18 protein-coding genes are annotated in these 24408 nt (G+C 64.4%); 15 read left to right on the forward strand and 3 right to left on the reverse strand.

Annotation, left to right across the window (positions count from 1 at the left end; all coding sequences use genetic code 11):
- Nucleotides 1-642 precede the first annotated feature (642 nt).
- From ACFYM6_RS34735 to ACFYM6_RS34800, 14 genes are all read left to right on the forward strand, one after another.
- Nucleotides 643-855: a helix-turn-helix domain-containing protein gene (locus tag ACFYM6_RS34735; protein WP_387281724.1), complete on the forward strand. Its 213-nt coding sequence runs from the start codon at nucleotides 643-645 to the stop codon at nucleotides 853-855.
- A 17-nt stretch (nucleotides 856-872) separates the two neighbouring features.
- Nucleotides 873-1424, forward strand: coding sequence for a BrxE family protein (locus tag ACFYM6_RS34740; RefSeq protein ID WP_387281707.1), 552 nt, complete (start codon nucleotides 873-875; stop codon nucleotides 1422-1424).
- Nucleotides 1421-2206, forward strand: coding sequence for a BrxA family protein (locus ACFYM6_RS34745; RefSeq protein ID WP_387281708.1), 786 nt, complete (start codon nucleotides 1421-1423; stop codon nucleotides 2204-2206). Before ACFYM6_RS34740 ends, ACFYM6_RS34745 begins: the two co-directional genes overlap by 4 nt.
- Nucleotides 2203-2778, forward strand: coding sequence for a BREX protein BrxB domain-containing protein (locus ACFYM6_RS34750; protein ID WP_387281709.1), 576 nt, complete (start codon nucleotides 2203-2205; stop codon nucleotides 2776-2778). The genes ACFYM6_RS34745 and ACFYM6_RS34750 overlap by 4 nt, the downstream gene beginning before the upstream one ends.
- Before the next feature lie 15 nt (nucleotides 2779-2793).
- A complete protein-coding gene (brxC, locus tag ACFYM6_RS34755) occupies nucleotides 2794-6345 on the forward strand; it encodes a BREX system P-loop protein BrxC (RefSeq protein WP_387281710.1) in 3552 nt (1183 codons plus the stop codon).
- A complete protein-coding gene (locus tag ACFYM6_RS34760; protein WP_387281711.1) occupies nucleotides 6342-8297 on the forward strand; it encodes an ATP-binding protein in 1956 nt (651 codons plus the stop codon). Before brxC ends, ACFYM6_RS34760 begins: the two co-directional genes overlap by 4 nt.
- Before the next feature lie 4 nt (nucleotides 8298-8301).
- On the forward strand, nucleotides 8302-10128 hold the full coding sequence (locus tag ACFYM6_RS34765) for an Eco57I restriction-modification methylase domain-containing protein (protein ID WP_387281712.1): 1827 nt from the start codon (nucleotides 8302-8304) through the stop codon (nucleotides 10126-10128).
- Nucleotides 10125-12206, forward strand: a complete 2082-nt coding sequence (locus ACFYM6_RS34770; RefSeq protein ID WP_387281713.1) for a hypothetical protein — start codon at nucleotides 10125-10127, stop codon at nucleotides 12204-12206. Before ACFYM6_RS34765 ends, ACFYM6_RS34770 begins: the two co-directional genes overlap by 4 nt.
- On the forward strand, nucleotides 12206-14755 hold the full coding sequence (locus ACFYM6_RS34775; RefSeq protein ID WP_387281714.1) for a PglZ domain-containing protein: 2550 nt from the start codon (nucleotides 12206-12208) through the stop codon (nucleotides 14753-14755). The genes ACFYM6_RS34770 and ACFYM6_RS34775 overlap by 1 nt, the downstream gene beginning before the upstream one ends.
- On the forward strand, nucleotides 14752-16794 hold the full coding sequence (gene brxL / locus ACFYM6_RS34780; RefSeq protein ID WP_387281715.1) for a protease Lon-related BREX system protein BrxL: 2043 nt from the start codon (nucleotides 14752-14754) through the stop codon (nucleotides 16792-16794). Before ACFYM6_RS34775 ends, brxL begins: the two co-directional genes overlap by 4 nt.
- 30 nt (nucleotides 16795-16824) lie before the next feature.
- Nucleotides 16825-17043, forward strand: coding sequence for a type I restriction enzyme endonuclease domain-containing protein (locus tag ACFYM6_RS34785; RefSeq protein ID WP_387281716.1), 219 nt, complete (start codon nucleotides 16825-16827; stop codon nucleotides 17041-17043).
- 188 nt (nucleotides 17044-17231) lie between these two features.
- Entirely contained in the window at nucleotides 17232-19958 is a 2727-nt protein-coding gene (locus ACFYM6_RS34790) for a CHAT domain-containing protein (protein ID WP_387281717.1), read from the forward strand.
- 4 nt (nucleotides 19959-19962) lie between these two features.
- Nucleotides 19963-20115 carry a hypothetical protein gene (locus ACFYM6_RS34795; protein ID WP_387281718.1) on the forward strand — a complete coding sequence of 51 codons (153 nt, stop codon included), beginning with the start codon at nucleotides 19963-19965 and terminating at the stop codon, nucleotides 20113-20115.
- A 67-nt stretch (nucleotides 20116-20182) separates the two neighbouring features.
- On the forward strand, nucleotides 20183-20764 hold the full coding sequence (locus ACFYM6_RS34800; RefSeq protein WP_387281719.1) for a hypothetical protein: 582 nt from the start codon (nucleotides 20183-20185) through the stop codon (nucleotides 20762-20764).
- Nucleotides 20765-21125: 361 nt separating this feature from the next.
- Here ACFYM6_RS34800 and ACFYM6_RS34805 read toward each other — a convergent pair whose 3' ends face one another.
- Nucleotides 21126-21764, reverse strand: a complete 639-nt coding sequence (locus ACFYM6_RS34805; protein ID WP_387281720.1) for a transposase — start codon at nucleotides 21762-21764, stop codon at nucleotides 21126-21128.
- The gene (locus ACFYM6_RS34810; RefSeq protein WP_387281721.1) at nucleotides 21725-22702 is read right to left on the reverse strand and encodes an ISL3 family transposase; all 978 of its coding nucleotides are present in this window, start codon (nucleotides 22700-22702) and stop codon (nucleotides 21725-21727) included. The genes ACFYM6_RS34805 and ACFYM6_RS34810 overlap by 40 nt, the downstream gene beginning before the upstream one ends.
- Before the next feature lie 120 nt (nucleotides 22703-22822).
- Here ACFYM6_RS34810 and ACFYM6_RS34815 point away from each other — a divergent pair, with 120 nt between their 5' ends.
- Complete coding sequence (locus ACFYM6_RS34815) at nucleotides 22823-23557, forward strand: ISL3 family transposase (protein ID WP_387281722.1); 735 nt, start codon at nucleotides 22823-22825, stop codon at nucleotides 23555-23557.
- 632 nt (nucleotides 23558-24189) lie between these two features.
- Here the strand turns inward: ACFYM6_RS34815 and ACFYM6_RS34820 are convergent.
- Nucleotides 24190-24408, reverse strand: a 219-nt coding sequence (locus ACFYM6_RS34820; protein ID WP_387281723.1) for a hypothetical protein, incomplete at its 5' end; no start/stop codon positions are given.

Consider the following 24408-nt stretch of genomic DNA (forward strand, 5'->3'; position numbering starts at 1 on the left):
CCACCACCATGCCCGGAACCACGCGATATCGATCAATAGCAATCAGGCCTGCCGGGCCGAAGGAGCCGGCGTCAGGCGCGAATCATCGAGGCTAGCTGTTGATGGATGGCCCTCCAGCGAATGGGCATGAGGGAACGCGAGACCGAACGGTACAAGTCCTTCACGTACGACGAGCTGCTCGCCCGGGACAAGGTCAACCTCGACATCACCTGGCTGCGCGACGAGTCCCTGGAGGACATGAAGAGCCTCCCGGCGTCCGAGGTCATCGCCCGGGAGATCGTCGAGGACCTCAACGTAGCCCTGGCCGAGTTCGAGGCAGTCGCTGTCGCGCTGGAGGCCGCCACGTCGGGCAAGTCACCTGCGGCGCGCTCGGCGAGGTCATCGCCACCCGTGGCGCCTCCGGACGGTCTGCGGCTATCGGCATCCACCCACTTCGCCTCAGCCCAAGATCGGCATCAGAGCTGGGCATGGCGTAGCCAGATCATGCTTGCGTCGGCGCGATGCGAGCAGCGCGACGTCAACTCGCGGGGACCGGTGACAACGACACGAGCAGCCAGCCGTTGTACGCTGTTTCCGACTTTCACTTGGTTACGTGTGCATGGTCCGACAGAGCTGGCGGGCCCGAGAACGTGGAGGAGGCCAGTGGCCACCGAACCCTGGGTCTCCGTCGAAGGCGTCGCAAAGCACCTTGGGGTCGCAAGGGACTCCATATACCGGTGGATCGAGGCTCGGAACCTTCCGGCTCACAAGATCGGCCGTCTCTGGAAGTTCAAGCTGTCAGAGGTGGACGAGTGGGTTCGCGCCGGGGGTGCCGACGATCCCGGCGACGATGGAAACGGACGGAAGGCCCGATAATGGCGCAAACCGTAGACATGGACCTTCTGTTGGCGTTGCGGCTGGTTGTCGCCCGCTATGGAGAGATGGACCTGGCGCGATGGTGGAACACCACCGGTCAGCTTGGCAACCTTGGCGCCGCAGTCCTTCGACGAGGGTTCCCCCATTCTTACCGGTTCGCCCAGGCTCGGTCGGTGCTTGCCGTCGCCGCTCACCGATGCGAGGAGGTCTTCAACCCACCGGGATGCGTCACGCTCTGGCGGCTACCACCATCGGTAGAGGAGGAGTTTGACGCACGCTGGGAGCACTGGCTCGACAACGCGAGCGGCCTGAATCCCCTTTTTCAGAGACTTGAGAACCTGGGCGATAGCGGTACTGATCTCGCGTCCATTCTCCGCGCCCTCGACCTTGTGACCGATCGTGATCTAGAACAGTACCCGCGACTGCGGCGGTCAGCGGAAGGGCGGGCGGTGGCTCTGCCAGGGGTGTTCTCCGGGAGCGAGGAAGAGGTCCGGCTGTTGGCGTTGGGCTTCGCACGTGGCGAACGGGGTGCCCCTGCTGTCCCGTACGCGAGGGGCGCGGACGCATGACGCCGCTATCAAGGGCCAAGGTCGTATCGTCCTTCACGGTCGTGAAGGGCGCGCTAATCGACGAGACGTACATGGCATTTAAGGGCTGGGACCTCAATCGCTCGAAACGGGAGAATCTCGATCGGTTCCGAGCGGAAAATCCGATTGGAGCCAAGAGTGTGACTTGGCTCCGTGACGTCGCCAAGGTCCTCAACCGTCGATTCGACCCAGCAGCCCGCGATAGACCACTTGTGCAGCTCGCTAAGAACGGCTGCACCTTGGACGAGTGGAAGCCGCTCCTGCTCTGGCACATGACCCGCGACGAGTTTCTGGTGCGCGACTTCCTACAGAACTGGCTGTTCCCAGCGTACGACAAGGCTGCCGGCCGGATCCGCTCCGAGGACGTTGTGCCTTACCTGGCGGGCGTTGACGATCGGGGCGCCGTGACTGAGCACTCATGGTCGGAGGCGACCACCAGACGCGTATCCGCCGGCTTGCTGAAGATCGCAACGGACTTCGGATTACTACGAGGTGTCACGACGAAGGAGTTTACGACGTTCCACCTGCCAGAGCGGAGCTTCATCTACCTGCTCCACGCACTGCGGGAGGAGACGACAAACCCCGGTCGAATCATAGATTCAGCAGACTGGCGCATGTTCCTAATGCGGCCTTCTGACGTCGAAGCAGAGATCCTTCGCCTGCATCAATTCCAGAAGGTGGACTACCAGGTCGCAGGCAGCATCATCCAGCTGTCGCTGCCTTGCGCCAGCCCGGTCGGCTATGCGGAGAGGATGGTGGCATGAGCGATCTCGAGCACCGGCTTACGCGCATTCTTGAACCCATTCTCCAAATGGGCGATCCGCGGCCACGGATAAGTACGTACCATGACATGCCCTATGCGCTTTTCGTGTACGACCCAGAGGAGGAGTTCCACCTCCGCCGTCAGGTGACGATGCTCGAAACACGTCTTACTCAAAAAGGGAAGCAAGTCGAGCGCATCTCCCTTGCCGAGTGCCTTGAAGATGCCATGCGGTCACAACGTCCGATGGAAGAGTGGTTCGCCGTCGAGCGCGACCAGGGCGTCGAAACGACGGTTGAGACGGTACATGCAGTGCTCGCCGAGTACTCGCCGCTCGTGGACCACGTTGCCGAGCGGATGCCCAGGGATCCGGACCCTCTGCGCGACGTCGTGTTCATCCTGCGCACCGGTGCGCTGTTCCCCGTGTATCGAGCGTTCTCGCTGCTGGAACAGCTCAAGGGTCGGGTACATGTGCCGACGCTGCTGTTCTACCCAGGCCACCTCGATGGCGCGGCAGGGCTGCGCTTCATGGGAGTGCTTGCCGCCGAGCACAACTACCGTCCGAAGATCTTCTGATAAGGACTCTCTTCGATGACCACTCAACCTATCAAGACCCTTTTCGCAAGTGAAATCAACCGGCGCATCGAAGAAGTCATCAAGGTGGACCAGACGGACGACGAGGTCGTCCGTGAGGAGATCAACGAGTACGTCGTGACCGACGCCATTCGCGGCCACTACACAAGGATCTTCGACGAGTACCAGCAGACGCCAAATAAGCCGCACGAAGGCATAGCCCTCTGGGTTTCCGGTTTCTTCGGCTCCGGTAAGTCGAGCTTTGCCAAGATACTTGGATTGTCGATCGAAAACCGGCCGGTAGCCGGAGAGCCTGCCGGCGACCGGTTTCTTCGGCGAGCGGGCGATGACAATCGGCTCCGAGTACTGCTGAAGACGATCAACGAGCGAATCCCTACTCATGCGGTAATCTTCGACGTGTCGACAGACCGAGGTATCCGCAGTGGCAATCAGACCCTCACAGAAATCATGTACGGGCTATTCCTGCAGAGCCTCGGTTACGCGAAAGACCTCGATCTTTCCGAGCTGGAGATAGCGCTCGAGGAAGCCGGGGAGCTCGCGCGGTTCGAACAAGAATACAGCCGCGTTTTCAATGGGCGAGAATGGGCCAAGGAGAAGGGCAAGGTTGCATTCGCGTTGAGCGAGGCCAGCCGGGTGCTACACAACCTCGACCCAGACACATACCCGATGGCCGACTCGTGGGTGAAGGCGGTCAAGAACAAGGCCGACATCTCGCCAGGCAAGCTGGCGGAGCGCGCAAACGAGCTGATGAGACGCCGCAAACCCGGGCACACCCTCATGTTCGTCGTTGACGAGGTCGGACAGTTCGTCGCGCGTGACGTACAGAAGATGCTTGATCTTCAGGCCATTGTGCAGAACCTCGGCATCAGAGGGCGTGGCCGGCAATGGCTCGTCGTCACGTCCCAGGAACGGCTTGGTGAGCTCGTCAGCGGCCTGGACGACAAGAAGATCGAGCTGGCCCGACTCATGGATCGATTTCCGCTGCAGGTCCATCTGGAGCCCTCAGACATCTCCGAGGTGACCAGCCGTAGAGTCTTGACCAAGAACGCCGCCGCGCAGGCCCTGCTCGGGTCGCTCTACGACGAGAACCGGGGCCGCCTCGCCGAACACACCCGGCTTACCGCCGACATTAAGCTGCCGGAGCTGAGCCGAGACGCATTCGTCGACCTGTACCCGTTACTGCCGTACCAGATCGATCTCATCATCCAAGTCGTGTCCGGTCTGCGCACACAAGGTGGAGCGAGTCGGCACGTCGGTGGTGCCAACCGAACCATTATCAAGTTGGCGCAGCAGCTGTTGATTAACCCAATGGTGAACCTCGGCGAGCAGCCGGTCGGCACGCTCGTACGCCTAGACCAGGTGTACGACCTTGTGGAGAACAACATTGGCTCGGAGATACGGGCCAAGATCGCAGCCATCCCGCGCGAGTTGAGTCACCCGCTCGCGCAGCCGATCGCCAAGGTCATCTGCCTCCTGCAGTACGTGAAGAGCGTCCACCGAAGCGCCGAGAACATCGCGGCAGCGCTCCTGCCCAGCGTCGACTCCGACTCGCCGCTGGCATCGGTGCGGGAGGCGCTGCGTGAGCTCGAGGATTCCCATAAGATCCGACACGGAGACGACGGGTACCGCATCCCAACGCCGGCCGAGGACGACTGGGAAACGGTGCGCAACGGCATCAGGCCCAAGCCGGGTGACGCTCACCGCCTCTACTCGGAAGCTCTCACCGGGTTCTGGCAGCCGCAGCCTACCCACACACTTCTCGACACCAAGACGTTCAAGGCCGGCCTCGCGATCCACGGGCGCGAGATCCTCGGCGGCGACATGGTCTTCCAATTCCATCTCGCCGACGAGGGGACGACCTACGAGTCACTCTTCGCCGAGTTGCGCGCCCGGAGCCAGCAGGAACGCAAGCACGTCTTCTGGGCGGTGGCGCTCACGGACGCCATCGACCACGAGATCGTCGAGCTATTCCGCTCCCAGGAGATGCTGCTGCGCAAGGAGCGCGAGACGAAGGGGGAGGACGCCCCGACGCTCATAGCCGAGGAGCGGCAACGGCAACGGCGCCATCACGGCGAGCTGCGCCGGCGGCTGCGGGAAGCCTGCTTGACCGGCAGGGTGTACTTCCGAGGGCACGATCGCTCCCCAAGCGACAGTGGCCTGGACGTCGGGCGCGCCGGGGCGGCCATCCTCGGTCAGGTCCTGCCCGAGGTCTTCGACCGTTTCCAGGAAGCGGCGGCCAAGCCGAACGACGTGCGCAAGGGCACCGATGCAATCTTCACGGCACACAACCTCCAGGGTCTACCCCCGGTCTTCAGCCACCTCCGCCTGCTGCGGGACGAGGCGGGGAAGACGGTGTTCCGGGTCGACAGCGGCCCGCTCAAGGAAGTCCTCGACCGGATCGAGGATCGCGCGACGTACGGCGAGCCAGCGACCGGACGCTATCTCGCCGAGGAGTTCGCCAAGGAGCCATTTGGCTGGGACTTCGACGTCGTACGGCTGTTGGTGCTCTCGCTCTTGCGGGCCGAAAAGGTTGACGCCACGAGCCGGGGACGCTCCATCGATACCGTGACTGGAGTCGAAGCGAGGGACACCTTCACCAACAACAACCTTTTCCGGCAGGCATCGTTCCGACCGCGCAGGAGCGTCGAGTTCGCCGAACTTGTACGTGCTGCGGAGGCATTCCGCGACACCTTTGGCAAGGAGGTCAGCGAGCTCAGCGCGGGAACCATCACCATGGAACTGCGTAACGAAGCAGAAGACAGCGAGGAGATCGTCGCGTCGGCACGAGAACTGCTTGCCAGCCACCGGCTTCCCGGCACCACGATGCTCGCAGAGGCCCTCGGCCAGCTCAGAGCGATCACTCGTGGGTCGGAGGAAACGGCGATCGGCACCTTCAACGCGAGCCATCGGGCGATCAAAGACGCCATCAAACGCGCCCGAGAGCTCTGCCAAATGCTTACCGAAGCGCGGCTGCCCGACATCGAGCGGGCCCGCCAGGCAATCGAGATCGCGTGGCCCGTACTGAAGGACGAGCTTGGCCTCAGCCCTGACCTAGAGTCAAGGGCCATAGAGCTTAGCGACCTGCTCGCTCGGGAGACCTTCTACCGCGATCTACCTGCGATCGAACAACATGCCCGCGCCATCGAGATTGAGTACGCCCGCCGCTTCGACGACGCCCAGCAGGCGCGCCTCGATGCGTATACGAAAGCGCTTGAGCAGCTCACGAGTCAGCCCGAGTGGCTCGAAGTTGCGGAGGAGGAGACGCAGCAGGAGATCGCAGCACCCCTGCTAGCCGGCCAGCAGCCCCTCTCTCGTACCGCGTCGCTCTCGCTCTTGCGCTCCGATCGCGATGCGTGCGAGGCACGGCTTCGCGCGGCGATCCGTCGTCTACAGGAGGTCGTGGAAGGCGAGCGGCTCGCGTCCGTCCAGGTGCAGTCGTACTTCGCCGGTGGAATCGAGACCGAGGAGCAGCTTGATTCAGCGCTGTCCGGGTTGCGGGAGGAGTGTGCGCGCCTGATCGGGGCTGGCAAGAAGGTTGTGGTGTCGTGACCCATCCGATCAACCTCGACGAGCTGGCGCGCCGGGAGAACGAACAGACCGAGTGGAAAGAGAACGTCGCCGACATCGACGACGTCGTCGCGACGCTCAGCGCTTTCGCCAACGACCTGCAGAACCTCGGCGGCGGGTATGTCGTCTGCGGTGTGGCGGAGACCAAGGATGAACATGGCTTTCCCTCTCTCGTGCGCGTCGGACTCACCGCGAGCCGTTTACGCGAGGTGGAGGGCGTTGTCATGACCCGTTGCCGGGAGCGGGTCTCCCCGCCGATCACACCACTCGTCGAGCAGCTACCAACAGAAGATCCGCAACGGCGGATCCTCGTGTTCGTCCAGCCGGCCACCGGCACCGCGCACACCTTTAGCCGCCGCAGCGACGGCGCGAAGCATTACGTGCGGGTCAGCCACTCCACGATCGAGGCCCGCAACGGAATCCTCCGCGAGCTTCTCGTACGCAAGGGCGCCCTCGAACCATGGGATCGCAGGCCCTGCAACGGTGCCACGGAGGCAGACCTTGACCTGATCGCGCTGCGCGATGCGCTCCAGCGCATGGGAGCGTTCTCCGCCGAGCAGGGTCTGCAGCCCTACCTGTCCCCCGACTACTCCTTGAGCGCGTTCGTCCCGCCGCTGCTCGCGGCTGAACCCCTGACAGGCGTGTTGCGACCGCGCAACTTCGCCATCCTTCTCTTCGGCCGCAATACCCAGCGGTTTATCCCTGGGGCGGTCACCTTCTTCTCCATCTACCCGGGTGCGGACCGTTCGGATCCCCACTCAGAACGACACGAGCTCGACGGTAACCTTCTCGAACAGGCCCGCCGACTGCAGGAGTTGCTCGACATCCAGTCGTACACGGCTTTCGACAAGACCGATCCAACCTCACCTAATGTCATTAAGTACCCCAAGCGCGCACTGTACGAGGCGATGGGGAACGCACTGGCCCACCGCGACTACGAGGTGCCCGATCCCACCCGGTTGACCGTGTTCTCGGATCGCATCGAGATAGCGTCGCCCGGCCCGCTGCCCACCGGAGTGGAACTGGACGCGCTGCGCAAGGGCGAGGCTCCGCCCAAGTGGCGCAACCAGGCTCTGGCCTGGTTCTTCTCGCGACTGCAGCTCGCACAGGCGGACGGGCAGGGGATTCCGACCATCCTCCGGTCCATGCGTGTGGAGGGCAATCCGCCACCGGTCTTCGAGGCCGACCAACTACGGGTGGTGTGCACGTTGCCAGCCCATCCCCGGCACGCTGCCTTGCAGGACCTTCGGTCCGCGGAGCAGGCGCTCGCGCTGGGCGAACTCGAGCGGGCGAGAGCTCAGGTCGAGGGTGTGCTCAAGAACGATCCCCTCAACTTCCGTGCGATACAGCTCTTCGCCGAAGTGCACCAGGCACGGCGCGATTCAGCGGCCGTCGCCGCGTGGGTGCGGCAGCACATGGACCGGATCGGCGCCCTGCCTTCACAGGTCCTGGTCCAACTCGCCGAGGCCCTCGGAACCGACGAGGCCGACCGGCCACTCGTCGTGGACCTGTTGGCACGCGCAGCTCGTGGCCGGCTGGAGGAGCGCGAACTGCGCCGCATCGTCGTGGCGATGAGCAAGGCCAGAGATGACGAAGGGGCTCTTGCCCTGATCGAACGGCAGTTGTTGGAGCATCCAGAGTGGCACAACAACCCGTCACTGCTTCAGCTCCGCGGTGACTCACAGATCGGGTTGGCGAAGCGATGCCGGGAGATGGCAACAAAGCCGGAAGTCGCGCGGGCGACAAAGGCACGAGCATGGCGGGAGTTCCACTCCTACTTGGACCTGGCCGAGCGTGATCTCCGCACTGCTCTTGCCCTGACCGTCGACCAGTACCTGAGCGAGCAAATCCGGCGTAACCTCGACTACCTCGAACAGCTCCGGCGCGACAACCAGCCCTGGGAGAAACGCCCCGGGCGTCGACGGCAAGGATAACCCAGTGGACAAGCAGACGCGCAGCGCCATCGAGGCCGCGACCCGCAACGCCCGCCGGCTCCTCGATGGGGACTTCACGGCGCAACTGGAGGGCGATTTTGACGTGCGTCGCGACGGAAGTGTCGCCGCCGCTCCGAGCGCCCATTTGAGCCCTCGTCAAGTCTCCGTCCGCGAGAAGATCGTCTCGGCCCTCGAACACAAGCAAGCCACTGGGATGACCGCGGCCGAGGCGGTCGCAGATTACATCCGCGACGCGGCATTCACGACTTTCAACCGGTTCGTCGCGCTGAAGATGCTCGAGGCGCGGGGTCTCGTGCAGGAGTGCATTACCAAGGGTGAACAGTCGGTCGGGTACCGCGAGTTCTGCGGTCTCGCACCGGGCCTGCCCCTGCTGCCCGGCAGTGCCGGCTACCGCCTCTACATCGAGTGTCTCTTCGACGAGCTGTCGACGGAGGTGAAGGTGCTCTTCGACCGGAGGGACCCTGCTTCCGCCCTATGGCCGCGCCGTGCAACGTTCGAGGCGCTGCTCACCATTCTCAACGACGGTGCACTCGCCAACGTGTGGAGCGAAGACGAGACAATCGGCTGGGTTTACCAGTATTTCAACACTGGCGACGAACGCGCCAAGATGCGCAGCGAGAGCCAGGCCCCGCGCAACAGTCGCGAGCTAGCCATTCGCAACCAGTTCTTTACGCCACGCTACGTGGTGCAGTTTCTCACCGACAACACGCTCGGCCGGATCTGGTACGAGATGCGCGGCACCCAGACTGCGCTCGCCGACCACTGTGTGTATCTGGTCTATCGGCCGGGTGAAGTGTTCGACGCGAGGCCCAAGAAGGATCCGCGGGACTTGCGGATCCTGGACCCCGCCTGCGGTAGCGGCCATTTCCTGCTGTACGCGTTCGACCTGCTCATAACCATCTACGAGGAGGCGTATACAGACTCGAACAGCCCACCGTCTGGGGCCACCGGGACGACACTGGCCGAGGACTACCCCGACTTCGACGCGCTGCGTGCGGCGATGCCCGGATTGGTGCTCAGGCACAACCTACACGGCGTCGACATCGATCCCCGTTGCGTGCAGATCGCACAGCTGGCGCTGTGGATGCGGGCCCAGCGAGCCTACGGCGACTTCGGAATCGGTCGTGCTCATCGGCCTCAGATCCGCCGCTCCAATGTGGTCCTCGCTGAGCCGCTGGTGGCGGATGAGAGCGTCGCGAAGGACTTCCTCGCTCGACTCGACGATGACGAGCTGCGCCATGCGTTCAGCGAGTTGGTCGAAGCGCTGGCACTCGCCGGCGACCTGGGCCTGTTGTTGCGGGTGGAGCAGCGGCGGCCGCGGCCGCTCGCTTCGGGTTACGACGGGGATCTGTTCACGCCGGCGGAGGGTCGACTTCAGGAGGCACTAGCCCGGTATGCCGCTGAGCTGGATACCCAGCTCAATACCCGGCGCCGCCTCTTTGCCGAAGACACGACGCAAGGACTCGGCCTACTGACCATCGCCGATCAGAGGTACGACCTGGTTCTGATGAACCCACCCTTCGGCGCCTGTAGTACGAAAGCGAAGAAGCTCTTCGAGCAGACTTATCGACGCACGAAGAACGATGTCTATGCCGCGTTTATTGAGCGCGGCATCGAGATGCTCTCATCCCGCGGACGGCTTGGAGCCATAACTTCACGTACCGGATTCTTCTTATCGAGCTTCCAGGCATGGCGGGAGGAGATCCTACTGAAGACCGCGCCACCGGTTGTCGTCGCCGACCTCGGTCAAGGCATCCTTGATGCCGCGATGGTCGAAACCGCTGCTTATTGCCTGGAGGCTACAGCGTGACCGTATTCCTTCGGCTTCTTGACATACCTCTGGACAGTAAACCGGCCGAGCTACTTGAGGCAGTCTCTGACCACAATGAGGCACGCAGCGACAGCGCCGCAACAAGAAGCACGATCTTCGAAAGACCTGCCACGTCCTTTTCCTGCATTCCAGGAAGCCCGTTTGCTTACTGGTCCTCAGAACGGGTAACGTCGATATTCAACAACCTGCCGGCTTTGGAGAATGAGAACCGAATAGCTCGGCAGGGGCTCTCCACGGCTGACGATTTCCGCTTCGTGCGTCTCCACTGGGAAGTTCTGCCGGCATCGATTAGCATTCACTGGCACGGCTTTGCCAAAGGTGGCAAGTTCTCGCATTTCTACTCCGACGTCTATCTATTGGTGAATTGGAGCCAAGGCGGTCGCGAGCTGAAGGCTTGGGCTAGCAGCCTTTACAATGGCTCCCATTGGAGCCGGATCCTCAAGAATACCCACCTGTACGGTCAGCCTGGTCTCACATGGCCTCGCCGCACGCAAAGCGGTCTCGGAATGCGTGTTATGCCGACGGGCTGCATATTTGCCGATAAGGGGCCGGCGATATTCCTAGACGGAAATGAACCTGCCCAACTGTTGGCGCTACTTGCGGTAGCAACAAGCGTCCCCTATCGTCACTTGATCGAACTGCAGATGGCTTTTGGCTCCTATGAAGTTGGTGTCGTTCAGCGAACGCCAATTCCGGCAGTCGACAGCCGTCAAGGCGAGACGCTTGCAGAGCTCGCGCAGCGGGCTTGGTCGCTAAAGCGCGTGCTGGATAGTGTTAACGAGAACTCTCACGCGTTTATTCTACCTCAGGCGATCATCGGACGAGTTGTCGAGTTCGACGAAGAGCGCATCAGACAACAACTGGCGGACACCCAGAACGAAATCGACAATATCGTCCTTGAACTGTACGGGCTAGGTGCAGACGAGCGGGCAGAGATCGAGCTCTCGTTGAATCACCGATCTGAACAAGACAAGGTCATGGCGCTCGGTGAAGAACCCGTGGAAGACGAGGACGCGGACGCCTTGGACCCGAACTTAGCGGTCACGCTACTTTCGTGGTTAGTTGGAGTGGCGTTCGGCCGCTTCGACGCGAGACTGGCGACCGGTGAGCGGGACTTACCCCCTGAGCCTGACCCGTTTGATCCTCTGCCGCCACACTCGCCAGGCATGTGGCCAACCGACGAGGAGCGGCCGATTCTGCCACCTGACATCCTTGTCGATGACCCTGGGCATGCTAAAGACATTGGCTCTCATGTCTCGGCGGGAGCCGACCTTGTTGGCGTGTCTGTGTCGGAGGACCTCCGCCGGTGGCTCGCACGGGAGTTCTTCCCGCTGCATATCAAGATGTACTCTAAGAGCCGCCGAAAGGCGCCGATCTACTGGCAGTTGGCGACCCCTTCGGCAAGCTACTCGGTGTGGCTACACATCCACGCATTCAGCGGCGATACCATGTTCCGGGTACAGAATGACTACGTTCAGCCCAAGCTCAGGCACGAGGAGAGCCGGCTGGAGACGATGGAACGGGAGGCCGGGGAGCGAGCCACCGCTGCCCAACGCAAGAGGATCGCGGAGCAGGAAGCCTTCGTTGGAGAGCTTCGCGGTTTCCTCGACGAGGTGAAGCGGGTTGCGCCCCTATGGAATCCCGACCTCGACGATGGCGTAATCATCAACTTCGCGCCGCTGTGGCGTCTGGTACCACACCACCGTCCGTGGCAGAAGGATCTGAAAGCCACGTGGGACGCGTTGTGCGAGGGCAAGTGCGATTGGGCGCACCTTGCCATGCGCCTCTGGCCCGAGCGGGTGGCGCCGAAGTGCACTACGGACCGGAGTCTGGCCATTGCGCACGGGCTGGAGGACGTGTTCTGGGCGCAAGGGTCGGACGGCAAGTGGGCAGCACGGGCCATCCCCACTCGACCGATCGATGAGGTGATTGCTGAGCGGGCCTCCGATGCGGTCAAGGGGGCTCTGCATAGCCTGCTGGATGCCCCAGTCGTCGCGGGAGCCCGTGCGGGCCGGCGCCGCACCGTGGCCGGCAGGTCCAACCGGGGAGGACGTTGATGCACCCGTTGCACGAGTATGTCGCCAAACTGCTCGCCGAGAAGGTCAAGAGTCATAAAGTTGTGGTCTGGTATGACAGCCGGGCCGAGTTCACCTCGTTTGTCACCGAGCTGCGCGGTAGCCCCCGGATCGGCGCAGTTGCCCCGATTCCATTGAACGGGAACAACGTCTACCTCGCCGAGTACGCCGGCTCGATGTTCGAGCTGCGATTTGCCGTCGAGCCGCACGTGAGCGGCGACTCTCCCGAACCGGTCATCATCTACCTGCCCGGCTGCATCCGTGACAGAGACGGGTCAGTGCTGATAGAGCTGGAGAAGGCGGGCACGACATGGACGCCGCAGCTCGCACAACTTGCTCGAACCCTCTTGTTAAAGCGGCACACGCTCGGTGCCGTTGACTCGATGGTTTCGGACGATCGGAAGCTGCGGTACGAAGACTTCGCCCGAATCGCCGTGGACGAAGGGACGGGAAATCTTTCAGTCCTCAAGGGCATCTTCGCCAAGTCCCACGGTGATGATGCCATCCTGGCCGAATGGCTCGCAGACGACTCCCGCGACGATCAGATCATCGACAAGGCCGCGGCCCCTGAGCTGATCGCGCTCGTTCGCTCGTGGCTTGGGTTGGAGTTGCCCGACGAGGCCGCCCCGCCGGGCAAGCTACGGCGCATCACGTTGCGGTACGTGCTGGCCGGCGAGTTTCGGTCTGATCTGAACTGTGCTCCGCCGCCGACGCTCGATGCGGTGCCGGTGCCCCCGACGCCCGAGGCCCTATGGGCGGTTCGCAAGCTCGCGAAGCTGCTGCGCTCCACTCACCCCGAGGCGTATCCGGCGTTGGCCGACAACGCGGAGCGCGAACTGGGCCTGGCTGAAGCCTCGCTACCCGCATCCGCATTGGGGGCAATTGACACCTTTAGGTTCGAGGAGCACATAATTGTTCGGCACTGCGGCGACCTCGTCGCCGATTGCCGGTTCGCCGAAGCGCTCTCCCTCCTGTCCCAACGCGAGAACAGCTACTGGCTCGACGTTGACGTCGCGCGGAAGGCGCAGTGGGAAGCTACCCGTCGCATGGCCGAGCTGGGCCAGGTGGCTGCACAGGTAGGCGCGGAATTGGAAACGGCCAACGGAGACGTTGGCGGCTGGTTCGAGCGGTACACCTCTACGGACGGCTGGTACCGGCTCGACCAGGCGCAACGACGGCTGGAAGCCTGGATGACCAAGCTTGACGACGCGCAGGAGCGCCCGCTGAGCGTGGTCCGCCGCGCGTACGAGGACACCTGTCGCCTCATGGCCGAGCGGTTCGCGAAGGCGCTGGCTGCGTCAGGATGGACAGTCCCGCCTGCACTTCACCAAACGCGGATCTTCAGCGAAGTCGTCTCGGCCCAGCCCAAACCAGTCGCATATTTCCTTGTCGATGCCATGCGGTACGAGATGGGGCTGGAGCTCGCCAAGCGCCTGCCGGACACTTCGGAAATTTCCGTCCGTCCCGCGGTCGGGGCGCTGCCCAGCATCACGCCAATCGGGATGGCCGCGCTGCAACCTGGGGCGGCGGCGAGCTTCTCCCTGGCCGACAAGGGCGGCCAGCTCGGTGTTCGGATCGACGGTGTGTTCCTTCCCGATCGTGCCGCACGCGAGCGGTTCGCCAAGGCCCGCATCCCCAACCTGGCGGACCTTGCGCTTAACGAGCTGCTCAGCCTGTCCGGCTCAAAGCTCAAGCAGAGGATCGAGGGAGCGCAGGTGGTGATCGTTCGCTCCCAGGAGATCGACCATGCTGGCGAGGGTGGCTTCGCGTTCCACGCCCGACAAATCATGGACACCGTCATCGACAATCTCGCCCGCGGGATCCGTAGACTCGCGAATGTCGGGGTCCAGCACGCTGTGGTCACCGCGGACCACGGACACCTGTTCTTCGCGTCCGACCGGGACGCGTCAATGCGGATAGACGCACCTGGAGGCGACACAGTTGACCTGCACCGTCGGTGCTGGGTCGGGCGGGGAGGCGCCAACCCGCCGGGTACGGTACGAGTCGCCGCCTCCACGCTCGGCTACGCATCCGACCTCGACCTCGTATTTCCCGCTGGCGTAGGCGTCTTCAAGGCCGGCGGCGATCTGGCCTTCCATCACGGCGGGCCGTCGCTTCAGGAACTTGTGATCCCGGTCGTCACGGTTCGAACCATGGCGAGTTCCGCAGCGCCTAGCCCGACCAGCAAGGTGGTAGTCGGCGGTGTTCCCGATGCCGTAACGAATCGAATCTTCACCATCACCCTCGCACTCGGCGGTGCACAGCTCCAGCTACTCACGGAGGGAGTCGTCGTCCGGCCCATGCTCGTGGCCGACGGCCAACAGGTCGGCGCGGTCGGGATGGTGGTCGGTGCCGAGTTCGACGTCGCCTCCCAGCGGGTGCGCCTAGAGCCGGAGCAGGAGTGCAGCGTCGCGTTCAGGCTCATCGACGACGACGCCAAATCCCTACGGATCGTCGTCCAAGATCCAGCGACCGACGCAGAGCTGTACCGATCACCATCGGACATCCCCGTTCGGCTTGGAGTGTCATGAGTAACACTGCTATCAGCACGCGGGAGGCGCTGGGCGAGAAGGCAAATCGGCTTTTCGCCGGCAAGGTCGTTCGCAAAGATCTCGTGCGCAAGGTCAAGGTCGGCGCGAACGTCCCCGTCTTCGTTCTCGAATACCTCCTCGGCAAGTACGCCGCGTCCGCCGACGACCTCACCATCCAGATGGGGCTGCAGGTCGTCAACGACACCCTCGCCAACAACTACATTCGCGCGGATGAGTCGATGAAGGCCCAGGCCGCGGTCAAGGAGCGGGGCCGGCACACGTTCATCGACAAGGTGAAGGTCCGGCTCGTCGACTCGGACTACTGGGCGGAGGTGACCAACTTCGGACACAAATACGTCCATATCCCCCAGCACTATATCCGTGAGTACGAGCGTCTCCTGACGGGCGGTATCTGGGCCCAGATCGACATGCGCTTCGAGTACGACGAGGAGTCACGCGGTAAGAATCCGTTCTGGATCGACCGGCTCACGCCAATCCAGATCGCGACGTTCGAGCTGGAGGAATACCGACGCATCCGCCGTGAGTTCAGTAGCGACGAGTGGCTTGACCTGCTCGTACGAAGCTGCGGCTACGAACCAGACGAAATGCCGCGACGGCTGAAGCTACTGTTCCTTCTCCGACTTATCCCATTCGCCGAACGCAACTTCAACCTTGTTGAACTGGGACCGCGTGGCACCGGCAAGAGTTACATCGTACAGGAGGTGTCTCCTTACGCGGCGCTGCTTACCGGCGGCACGACCGTTGCGAACCTCTTCGGGCACCTGTCGGGACGCCAGAAGGGCATGGTGCAGATCTGGGACGTCGTCGGCTTCGACGAGGTTGCCGACCTGCAGAAGATGCCCAAAGAAGTCATCACAACCATGAAGACCTACTGCGAGTCGGGCACATTCCAACGCGGCCAGGAGGCGGTGTCGGGCGATGCCAGCATCGCCCTGTTCGGCAACACCAATCAGCCCGTCGACGTTATGGTCCAGTCGTCACATCTCTTCGCACCGATGCCCGCCATCATCCGAGACGATATGGCGTTCATCGACCGCATCCACTGCTATCTTCCGGGCTGGGAAATGCCGAAGATGCGGAATGAACTCTTTACCGACGGGTACGGGTTCGTGGTTGACTACCTGGCCGAAGCACTACGCGAACTGAGGAAGCACAACTTTACCGAGGCCGTTGATCGGCACTTCTCGCTCGGATCACATCTCAACGCACGAGACCGCAAGGCAGTCCGCAAGTGCTTCTCCGGGCTGATGAAGATCCTCTACCCGCACGGCGAGGCAACGCAGGAAGAACTCGCCGAGATTCTCGAACTGGCCTTGGAGGGCAGGCGACGCGTGAAGGAGCAGCTCAAGAAGATGGGCTCCTTCGAGTATTACCACACCTCGTTCAGCTATACCCTGCAGGAGACCGGCGAGGAGCAATTCGTTGGAGTGCCCGAACAAGGCGGACGCGACCTCATATCGGCCGATCCATTGCCGCCCGGAACGGTCTACAGCGCTGGCGTCACAGCCGACGGGACCGTTGGCCTCTACCGCGTCGAGGTCTCCGTCTCAGACGGCACCGGGAAACTGAAGCTCGCCGGCGGCGTCGCCGGCGCCACCAAGGAGTCAGTCCAACGGGCATTCAGCTTCCTGCAGGCTCGGAACGCGGATGTCAGCGTCGCTCGCGACCTGGCTACATCCGATCTTCATGTCGAGGTCATCGATCTCCTTGCCAACCGCGTTGAGGCAGACCTCGGCATAGCCTTCTTCGTCGCGGCATGCTCGGCACTGCGCAACGCGCCGGTGAGCCCAGCTCTACTCATCCTCGGCGACATGAGCGTGCAAGGAAACATCAAGCCTCTTCGTTCGCTCACCGAGCCCCTGCAGATCGCCAAGGATAACGGCGCCAAACGGGCGCTCATCCCCATCGAGAACAAGCGGAACTTCCTCGATGTGAGCGCCGAGATTATGGAACACGTGGATCCGGTGTTCTACGGCGACCCGAGAACTGCGGCGATGAAGGTCCTCGGCGGGCCATAAAGTGCCGCATTGGTGGCTACCGGGCTAGGAATGCCTGCTCGGCGGGTGCTCGTACGCGGTGGAGCGGCCCGCCGTTTCCGGGACTCGGCAGGACGCTGCCTCGCCGTAGTCAGAGACAGGTGGCAAGCGATCGACTGGGCCGTACGCGACGACGTGCGCGCCATGCTGCGGTGCTCAATCAAGTGGCTGCTCGTGCAGTACAAGTACCCCCCCGGACATACAGCCCGAGGCGATCGGCCTGGTCATTGAGCAGGTGGAGGCGCTGGCGCCGCAGGACGTCGCTCAGCGAACGTCGTCTGTCCATGCTGGCGATCCTCAATCTTTCCGCCATGGCTTACCGGGACGGGTGGACGTCGGTGGGGCCGGCCGGCCAATTTCAATCGGCTCGAGAGTTCGGCGGCGTGCAGCCGCGCTGGCGACGGTGGTAATACAGGGTCATGCCGACCGAGCAACTGACCGCCGTCCGGAATCACTGGATTGATCACCTCGTTGGCACGGTCGTTGCCGCGCTGTGGCCGCGGGGCATTGATCGGCTCGCGCTCGCGCCGGAACTGCGCGAGCCGCTTTGGCGGGCGCTGCTGCTGGCGTACGTCGCCGAACACGATGTTCGCGCTGTCTCTTCCAAAGCAGTCGCCCGGGCGCTGGTTTCCTCTGGGCTGATCGCCGGAGAGGTCGAGGCCGTGGCTGCGGTACTGGTTGAGTCGGTGTACCAACGGGTTCGGCTGGGAGGTGTGCCCGGACAGCGGTGGTGGGACGTCCAAGGCCTGAAGTGGCTGCTGCTGGAGCTGTGGACCGCAAGGCGGTCGTTGCGCATCCCGCGCGACCAGGTGCGCAGCGAACTCCGCCGGTACTGGGAAGTCACCAGCGCGGCGGTCGTGAGCCGTCTGCTGACCACCGCCGACGCCCCATATGCGCGACTGCCCGCGCCGCTGAGCGAGTCGTCGGCCACCGGTACGGCCCGCCGCATGCTGACCGCGGCTCGCGTTAGTGAGTTAGAGATGTACGCGGACGAAAGCCGGTTCGACCTACAGCACCTCGGGCGGATGCTCGCGGAGTACCAGGCGTTGGTAGCTCTGCTTGAGAACGGCAGCGTGGTCGGCAGCGTAGCGGCGAACCTCAGAAAAGACCTGCAGCACTGGGAAGGCCCGTTCCGAGCCACCCTGGAGAGCCTGACCTCCTTCGAGATGGAACTCTTGGCGGTGGAGGCGACCGACCTCGGCTTCCGTGACCGGTGCCTCGATGCCGGCGCCCGGATCTACCACTACGACTTCATAGCGCCGGGCGCCTTGCCGGCAACGGGGGAACAGCAGCTGCGACACCCGCCCGCATGGATGCAGGACCAGATTCTCAATGGCGGGGCAAGGTTTTGGCATGACCGTGCAGGGCCCTTGCCGCTGTGGCTCGCCACCGCCGAGAACGCCGAGCACGAGCGACTCCTGGAGCCGCTACGCCATGGCCATGTGAGCATCGCCGGCAGGCAGCGCGAAAGCGCGTACTATATCGACCTCCACGCAGGTGACGACCGTTCCCAGCCGTTGGTGCTGCCGTTCACCTACAGCCTCGACTACGTCACCGAGGCCTGGCAAATGCTGCTCGCAGCCTCCGTGGGGGTGATACGTCTCTTCCTGCTCCGACTGACCGACGACGGGCGGCTGTGGCTGCTCGACACGGTGCCGCTGCCACTGCCGCCCGAGCTGTGCGAAGAGCTGACACGCGTCGCCCTCGCGTCGATCCGTGCCGCTGTTGGCAACGACATGGACCTGCTCACTGCGGCGTTCACGCCCACCCTCGAGGACATCGCGTCGGGGACGTTCGACGCCTGCGAACGCGCCAAGGGTGAGGACATGCTGGACGAGCTGACCCTCGCCGCGCCGCCCGGCGTGTCGGACGTCCGGTGGCGCGCGTTTCAGGAGGCAAGCCGCTTCCTTGCACGCTACCGCGCCAACCGAATCCGGCAAGCCGGCGCGGCATCCGACGCGACTGATCCAGTGCTCAAACGGGCGGTGGAGCTCCGCGCGCGCAAGAGGGAGGAGGCGCGGTCGCGGATGAGTCCGAGGCCGACGCCGACAACGGCGGACCGAGCCGCAGCCCTCCCACCCGACACAGCACTGGTTCACCTTTTCGCCAAGGGCCGTCGGCTGGGCGCCGTATGGCTTGCGTCCACCTCGCAAGGTGGCCGACTGGAGCACTTCTACCTCGATCAACTGTCAGTATCCGACGTCGAACGGTTGATCAACAAGTGGCGGCAGGCTGAGCGATTCGAGATACGCAGGGCACACCTGGACCTGCTACAAGGCGCACTCGCCGGAATCGGTGGGCCGGTGGCGGACGCCCTCTTGCCGCTTGGCATTCGGCGACTGGTCCTGAGTCCCATCGGATCGTTCGATCTGACGCCGTTGCACGCAGCACCGATCGAGCCTGGCCCCGGGGCGCGGACCCTCATGGATGTCTTCGACGAGGTTCACTATGCGCCGTCGATGAGAATACTGGATGCGGCAGCCACCCGGACGGTCCGCAGCGACGGTCCGCCGCTGCTCGTCGGCGGATCCACCCTGCCCGGCGTGAACGCCGAGCTAGAGGCTCTGCAGGCGGTGTATCCGCACGCCCAGGTGCTGCAGGGCACCGTAGCCAGCCCGCAGCGCGTCCTCGCCGCGGTCCGTGGAGCGCGGATCCTGCACATCGCGTGCCACGGCCGAATCAGCGATGACTGGTGGGCCAACGGCGCGATGCTGTCGGGCGACGACTGCCTCAGCGTCGCCGACCTCCTCGCCGACGGGGATCTGACCGGGGTAGAAGCCGTGGTGCTCAACGCCTGTTACAGCGGGACGCATCGCAGTTCGGGCATTGTCGTCCACGCGCCGCGCGGCTTTGACGCGGCCTGCTTGGCGCGCGGCGCGCAACTGGTTGTGTCGACGCTGTGGGAGGTCAGCGACGTCGCGGCGCTTGCGTTCTCCGTGGCGTTCCATACCGCACTGGACCGCAGCGGCCCGAGTGAGGCGTTCCGTCAAGCCGTGGAATACCTGCGTCATGGAGGCGAACTGAGTGCCGGCGCGGCGGTGCTCGAGGATCTGTACCCGGGGTGGGCGGACGCGCTCGCGGCCGAGCGCAGGTACGGCCTGTGGTCCTGGGGTGCGTTCAAGCTGAGCGGACTGGTGCGATACTGACGGCATGGACGAGCCCACGCGACCCGAGCGCTTCGATGTGCGGATCACCGACGGCCGTGTTGAGGTCTTCGACGGGACCGCATGGGTGCCATACCGCGAGGTACACGCCGAGGACCCGGGCCCGCTCGTTCGTGGCAGCAACCCCTCAGGTGACTGAACCTGGGCTGACCGGGCCGCTCACTGACGGGGACCCGATCCCCTCGCCGCTGGACGCTGTGCCCGACATGCGTGCCACCGCGAAGTGGACCGTCACGGCGTTCGCTGCGGTGGGCGCGCTCGTCCTCGGCGGGGTGCCACTCGCTGTAGTCAACGCAGTCCGGGACCGCGGCGATGTTGCTATGGTCGCATTCGGCATGGTCATCGCTCTGCTCGGCGTGTGCTGGGCGATCTGGCAAACCAGCGAGGCACTCACACCACCGTTGACTACCTTGTCAAGTCTCAACGACCCGCGGTTGCAATCCCTACGACGTCGACTCGCAGAGGATCCCGCCGCCTTTTTCGGCGGGTTCGGCACCGACGAACAGCAGCTGCGCGAGGCGCTTGTCCTACATCAGGCAGTGCTCGACCGGCTCCGCCGGCAGGTTGCAGAGGAGCAGTCGGGAGGGCGCCGGTTGATCTGGGAGAACGCGCTGGCCGACGCACGGGCCAACGTGGCGAGGGCGCAATACGCGCAGCGGCGGCTGCTGGCGTTTATTCATGCTTGGCAGGTACGCGAGGCGTTGCGGCGAGCACGATTTCACACCCTCGGCGGTGTGACGGTATGCGTCCTCGGCGTGCTCGTGTTCATCAGTGCCGCTGTGCACTGAGGCGGCGTCGAAATCGCTGTCCTCGTGAAACCACGCCCGCGTAGGGCGATCGGGAACACTGCCGTTGGCGACGGGGACACCATCGCTGCTGAGCCATCCGAACCGGCAGGCGCTCATGCGGGTCCGGGTGCTCCGCGGGTGCTCGCGCACCGTGGACAGACCCGCTATCGCGGGGACGGTATAAGGACCTGTCACGGTCCAAGTGGTGGACAAATCGGCAATTGCTGGACTGATTAGACCCGGTGGAACAGTGCGGGATAGGTCAACGCCAACTCTTAATCCGCGGGTTCAAGGTCCAAGTCTGTCAACGGCCAATCAGATTTGGCTCTGGCACGAACTTGGTGATCGGCATTTGTTGATGTCAGTCGGCGAGGAGGATTCGGCGGCGGAGTAGGTCGGGGTTGGCGCGGCCGTACATCTCTCTTTTGATCATTTTGATGCGGTTCACGGCGCCTTCGACCGCGCCGGAACTCCAGGTCAGGGTCAGGCCGGCGGTGACCGCGGCCCAGTCCTTGCGGAGCCCGTTGGCGAATGAGCGGATCTCCGCGACGGTTCCTTGTTCTGCCTGCTTGACCCATGCGTCGAGGCGGTCGCCGCGGCGGGTGCGGACCAGGTCGGTGAACCCGTGAGCCAGGTCCCGGATGGCGTCCAGATCAGGGCATAGGCTGCATAGCCGGTCCAGCTGGGCTCGGTCGGCGGCGGCGAGTTTGCTGGCCGGGCGCATGATCCAGCCGGTGATCTCGCGGGTCTTTGGCACCGGCGGCTGGGGCGGGGCCGCGGCGTTGCTGCCCCGGACGCTGATCAGCCAGCGGCGTAGGGTGCGTTCGCAGCCGGTGTAGCCATGGCCGTGGATCTCGGCGAGGAGTTGGTTGGTGCCGGTAATCCCGGCGGCGCAGCGTTGCAGCAGGTAGGGCTTGAATGGGTCGAGGATGCTGTCGCGGGCGGTGCCGCGTGGGCCGATCAACTGTTCGGCGTCGGTGGCATCGGCGTAGCGGCGCACCGTCTTGGGTCCAGACCGAGCCGGGAGGCAATGCTGTAGATGCCCAGGCCCTGCTCCCATAGGGCGTGGACCTCGGCATGGCGGATGCGGGTGCGCCGGGCCAGGGGCGTGCCGACGGTTGGCGGCTCGACCTGCGGGGTGGGCCCCGGCGCGACGGCCGGCGCAGGTGGTAGGGGTTGCAGGCAGCGGCGGTGCCCAGCGACGGCCTTGTAGACGGCATCGGACAGGTTCTTCAGCAGGTGCCACCTGTCTGCGACCTGGACGGCGGCCGGCGCGCCAGCGGCGGCGCCGTCGGCGTAGCAGCCGGCCCGGTCCCGGCAGACGATCTCCACACCAGGATGCTCGCGCAGCCAGGCGGCGAGGCTGTCGGCTGACCGATCGTCCAGCACGTCGATCACCTGGTGAGTGGCCATGTCGACCAGCACGGTGCCGTAACGGTGACCACGGCGAAGCGCGAAGTCGTCGACACCCAGCACGCTCACCACAGACACCACCGGTAGCGGCAGGGCACGGATCGCGCGGATCAGCGTCATCCTGCCCACACCGAGCCCGAGGCGGCGGGCCAGTCGCGCTCCAGCCCGGCCACCCAACGCCAGAGCCACCGCCTCCAGCAACGTGCGAGCCACCACGCTGATTCGAGCCCAGCGCACGGTCAGCCCGTCGACCTGCTCGACGAAGATCTTGCGCACACAGTCCCCGGCGGTGCAGAAGAACCTACGTACCCGCAGGTGAAGCACCGTCTCCTGCCCGGCGATCGCGGTGTCGAGCAGCCGCCGCTCATAGCGGCTGTGCACCCGCCGCGACGGCGTTGCGCACTGCGGGCAGGCAGCGGTCACGCTGCTGGTCTGCGCGTACACCCGTACCGAAGCACCCTTGGCCAGCACCTTCATGATCCGCAGCCCGGCCATCCGAGGAAACACAACGTTGATCAGATCCACTATGGACACGATGGCGATCTACCATCGAACGTCAGCGATCACCAAGTTCGTGCCAGAGCCTCAGATTTGGCTCTGGCACGGTCTCGGTGATCGCGGACGGTCGATGGCAGATCATGCTCCGTGTCCATAGCGGAGCTTCTCGCGGTCCTGTTCCCGCACCTGTCCGGGCTACGCATCACGAACGTGCTGGCCAAGGGCCCGACGGTACGGATACTCGCCGAGAGCGGCGGTGTTGCGACGAGATGCCCGGACTGTTCGACGGTGTCGCGGCGGGTGCACAGCCGGTACGAGCGACGGCTACTTGATGCGCCGGTCGCCGGGCGGGAGACCGTGCTGCACCTGCGGGTGCGGCGGTTCTTCTGCACCCTGCCCGACTGCGTACGCCGGATCTTCGCCGAGCAGATCAATGGCGTAACGGTGCGCCATGGCCGGTTCGGCGCGCTGGCGCGGCAAGGGATGGAGGCGGTGGCGCTGGCGTTGGGCGGGCGGGCAGGCGCCTGGCTGGCAGGCCGGCTCGGGCCCTATGTGGGCCGGATGACGCTGCTGCGGCTGATCCGCGCTCTGCCCGAGCCACCCGTTCCTGCGCTAACAGTGTTGGGTGTCGACGACTTCGCGTGGCGCCGCGACCACACCTACGGGACGGTGCTGGTCGACATGGCCGGCCGCCAGGTGATCGACGTGCTCGACGACCGATCCGCCGACAGCCTGGCCGCCTGGCTCGACGAGCATCCCGGTGTGCAGGTGATCTGCCGTGACCGGGCCGGCTGCTACGCCGAAGGCGCCGCCCGCGGCGCACCCGCCGCCGTCCAGGTCGCCGACCGCTGGCACCTGCTCCACAACCTGTCCGACGCGTGAACAAGGCGGTCGGCCATCACCGCCGCTGCCTACAGCCGCCGCTCGAACCCGCGCCAGCCGACCCCTTCACAAACGTGCGCCCCAAATGAACACCCAGGTCAACGCGGGGCAGATCGGCTGGCGCGGGTTCCTTTGGTGGGTCCGTGGAAGCAATGTCAGAGGTTTGTCGCAGTTCCGGGGCAAGCCGCCGACAAACGCTGCGGGGAATGGCCGGGTGCGCGTCGGAGGCTGCCGCCACGCCGCCGCAGGGTGCGGTTGACCTGGAACGCCGCTATTACAGCGTCTGCGACGGCTGCGGCCACTACCGCGACTCCATCGATCGCCGCGACCCGGCCTGCCCCGCATGCGGCACCGCACCCGTCACACGGTGGTGCTGTCATTCGATCCTGCCTCGTTCGCGTGTGCGCGGCTTGCGGCGGAGCTGGCTGACGAGTGGGTGGAACTCGTGCAGGCCGGACGGCTACGCGAGAGCGCAGGCCGCATGTATCTGACCGCGATGAAGGACTTCCTGGCGCACGTCGACTCCACGGTCGCGGGCGCCAGCTCGGCGTCGCTGGCACGGAGCTCGCCGGACCTGCATCACGCGGTCACCGAGTGGATCCGGATTCTGCCGTCCCGGCACGCTCCCGGGGTCACGAACGCCGTGCGGGCAAGCCGGGCGGGTCCGTGCCCTGATCGCCCGGCGCGCCGAGCACCCGGATCGGCCGGTCGCCGGGCGCCTGAAGGGCTGGGTCGCTGGCGCGCTCACGCTCACCCTGAGCCGCCACGGGTTTTCCGGACAGGTGGACCAAGTAGAATTGGTCGATCTGGAGAGGAAAACAGTTGCCACGCGCGAAGAGGACTTTCTCCCC

This window comes from Micromonospora sp. NPDC006431 (genome assembly GCF_042870725.1).
Classification (GTDB): Bacteria; Actinomycetota; Actinomycetes; order Mycobacteriales; family Micromonosporaceae; genus Micromonospora.

Coding starts and splice junctions, on each gene's coding strand:
- ACFYM6_RS34740 (WP_387281707.1), top strand. CDS start 873: ATGGACCTTCTGTTGGCGTTGCGGCTGGTTGTCGCCCGCTATGGAGAG.
- ACFYM6_RS34745 (WP_387281708.1), top strand. CDS start 1,421: ATGACGCCGCTATCAAGGGCCAAGGTCGTATCGTCCTTCACGGTCGTG.
- ACFYM6_RS34750 (WP_387281709.1), top strand. CDS start 2,203: ATGAGCGATCTCGAGCACCGGCTTACGCGCATTCTTGAACCCATTCTC.
- brxC (WP_387281710.1), top strand. CDS start 2,794: ATGACCACTCAACCTATCAAGACCCTTTTCGCAAGTGAAATCAACCGG.
- ACFYM6_RS34775 (WP_387281714.1), top strand. CDS start 12,206: ATGCACCCGTTGCACGAGTATGTCGCCAAACTGCTCGCCGAGAAGGTC.
- brxL (WP_387281715.1), top strand. CDS start 14,752: ATGAGTAACACTGCTATCAGCACGCGGGAGGCGCTGGGCGAGAAGGCA.
- ACFYM6_RS34785 (WP_387281716.1), top strand. CDS start 16,825: ATGCCTGCTCGGCGGGTGCTCGTACGCGGTGGAGCGGCCCGCCGTTTC.
- ACFYM6_RS34790 (WP_387281717.1), top strand. CDS start 17,232: ATGCCGACCGAGCAACTGACCGCCGTCCGGAATCACTGGATTGATCAC.
- ACFYM6_RS34795 (WP_387281718.1), top strand. CDS start 19,963: ATGGACGAGCCCACGCGACCCGAGCGCTTCGATGTGCGGATCACCGAC.
- ACFYM6_RS34800 (WP_387281719.1), top strand. CDS start 20,183: ATGCGTGCCACCGCGAAGTGGACCGTCACGGCGTTCGCTGCGGTGGGC.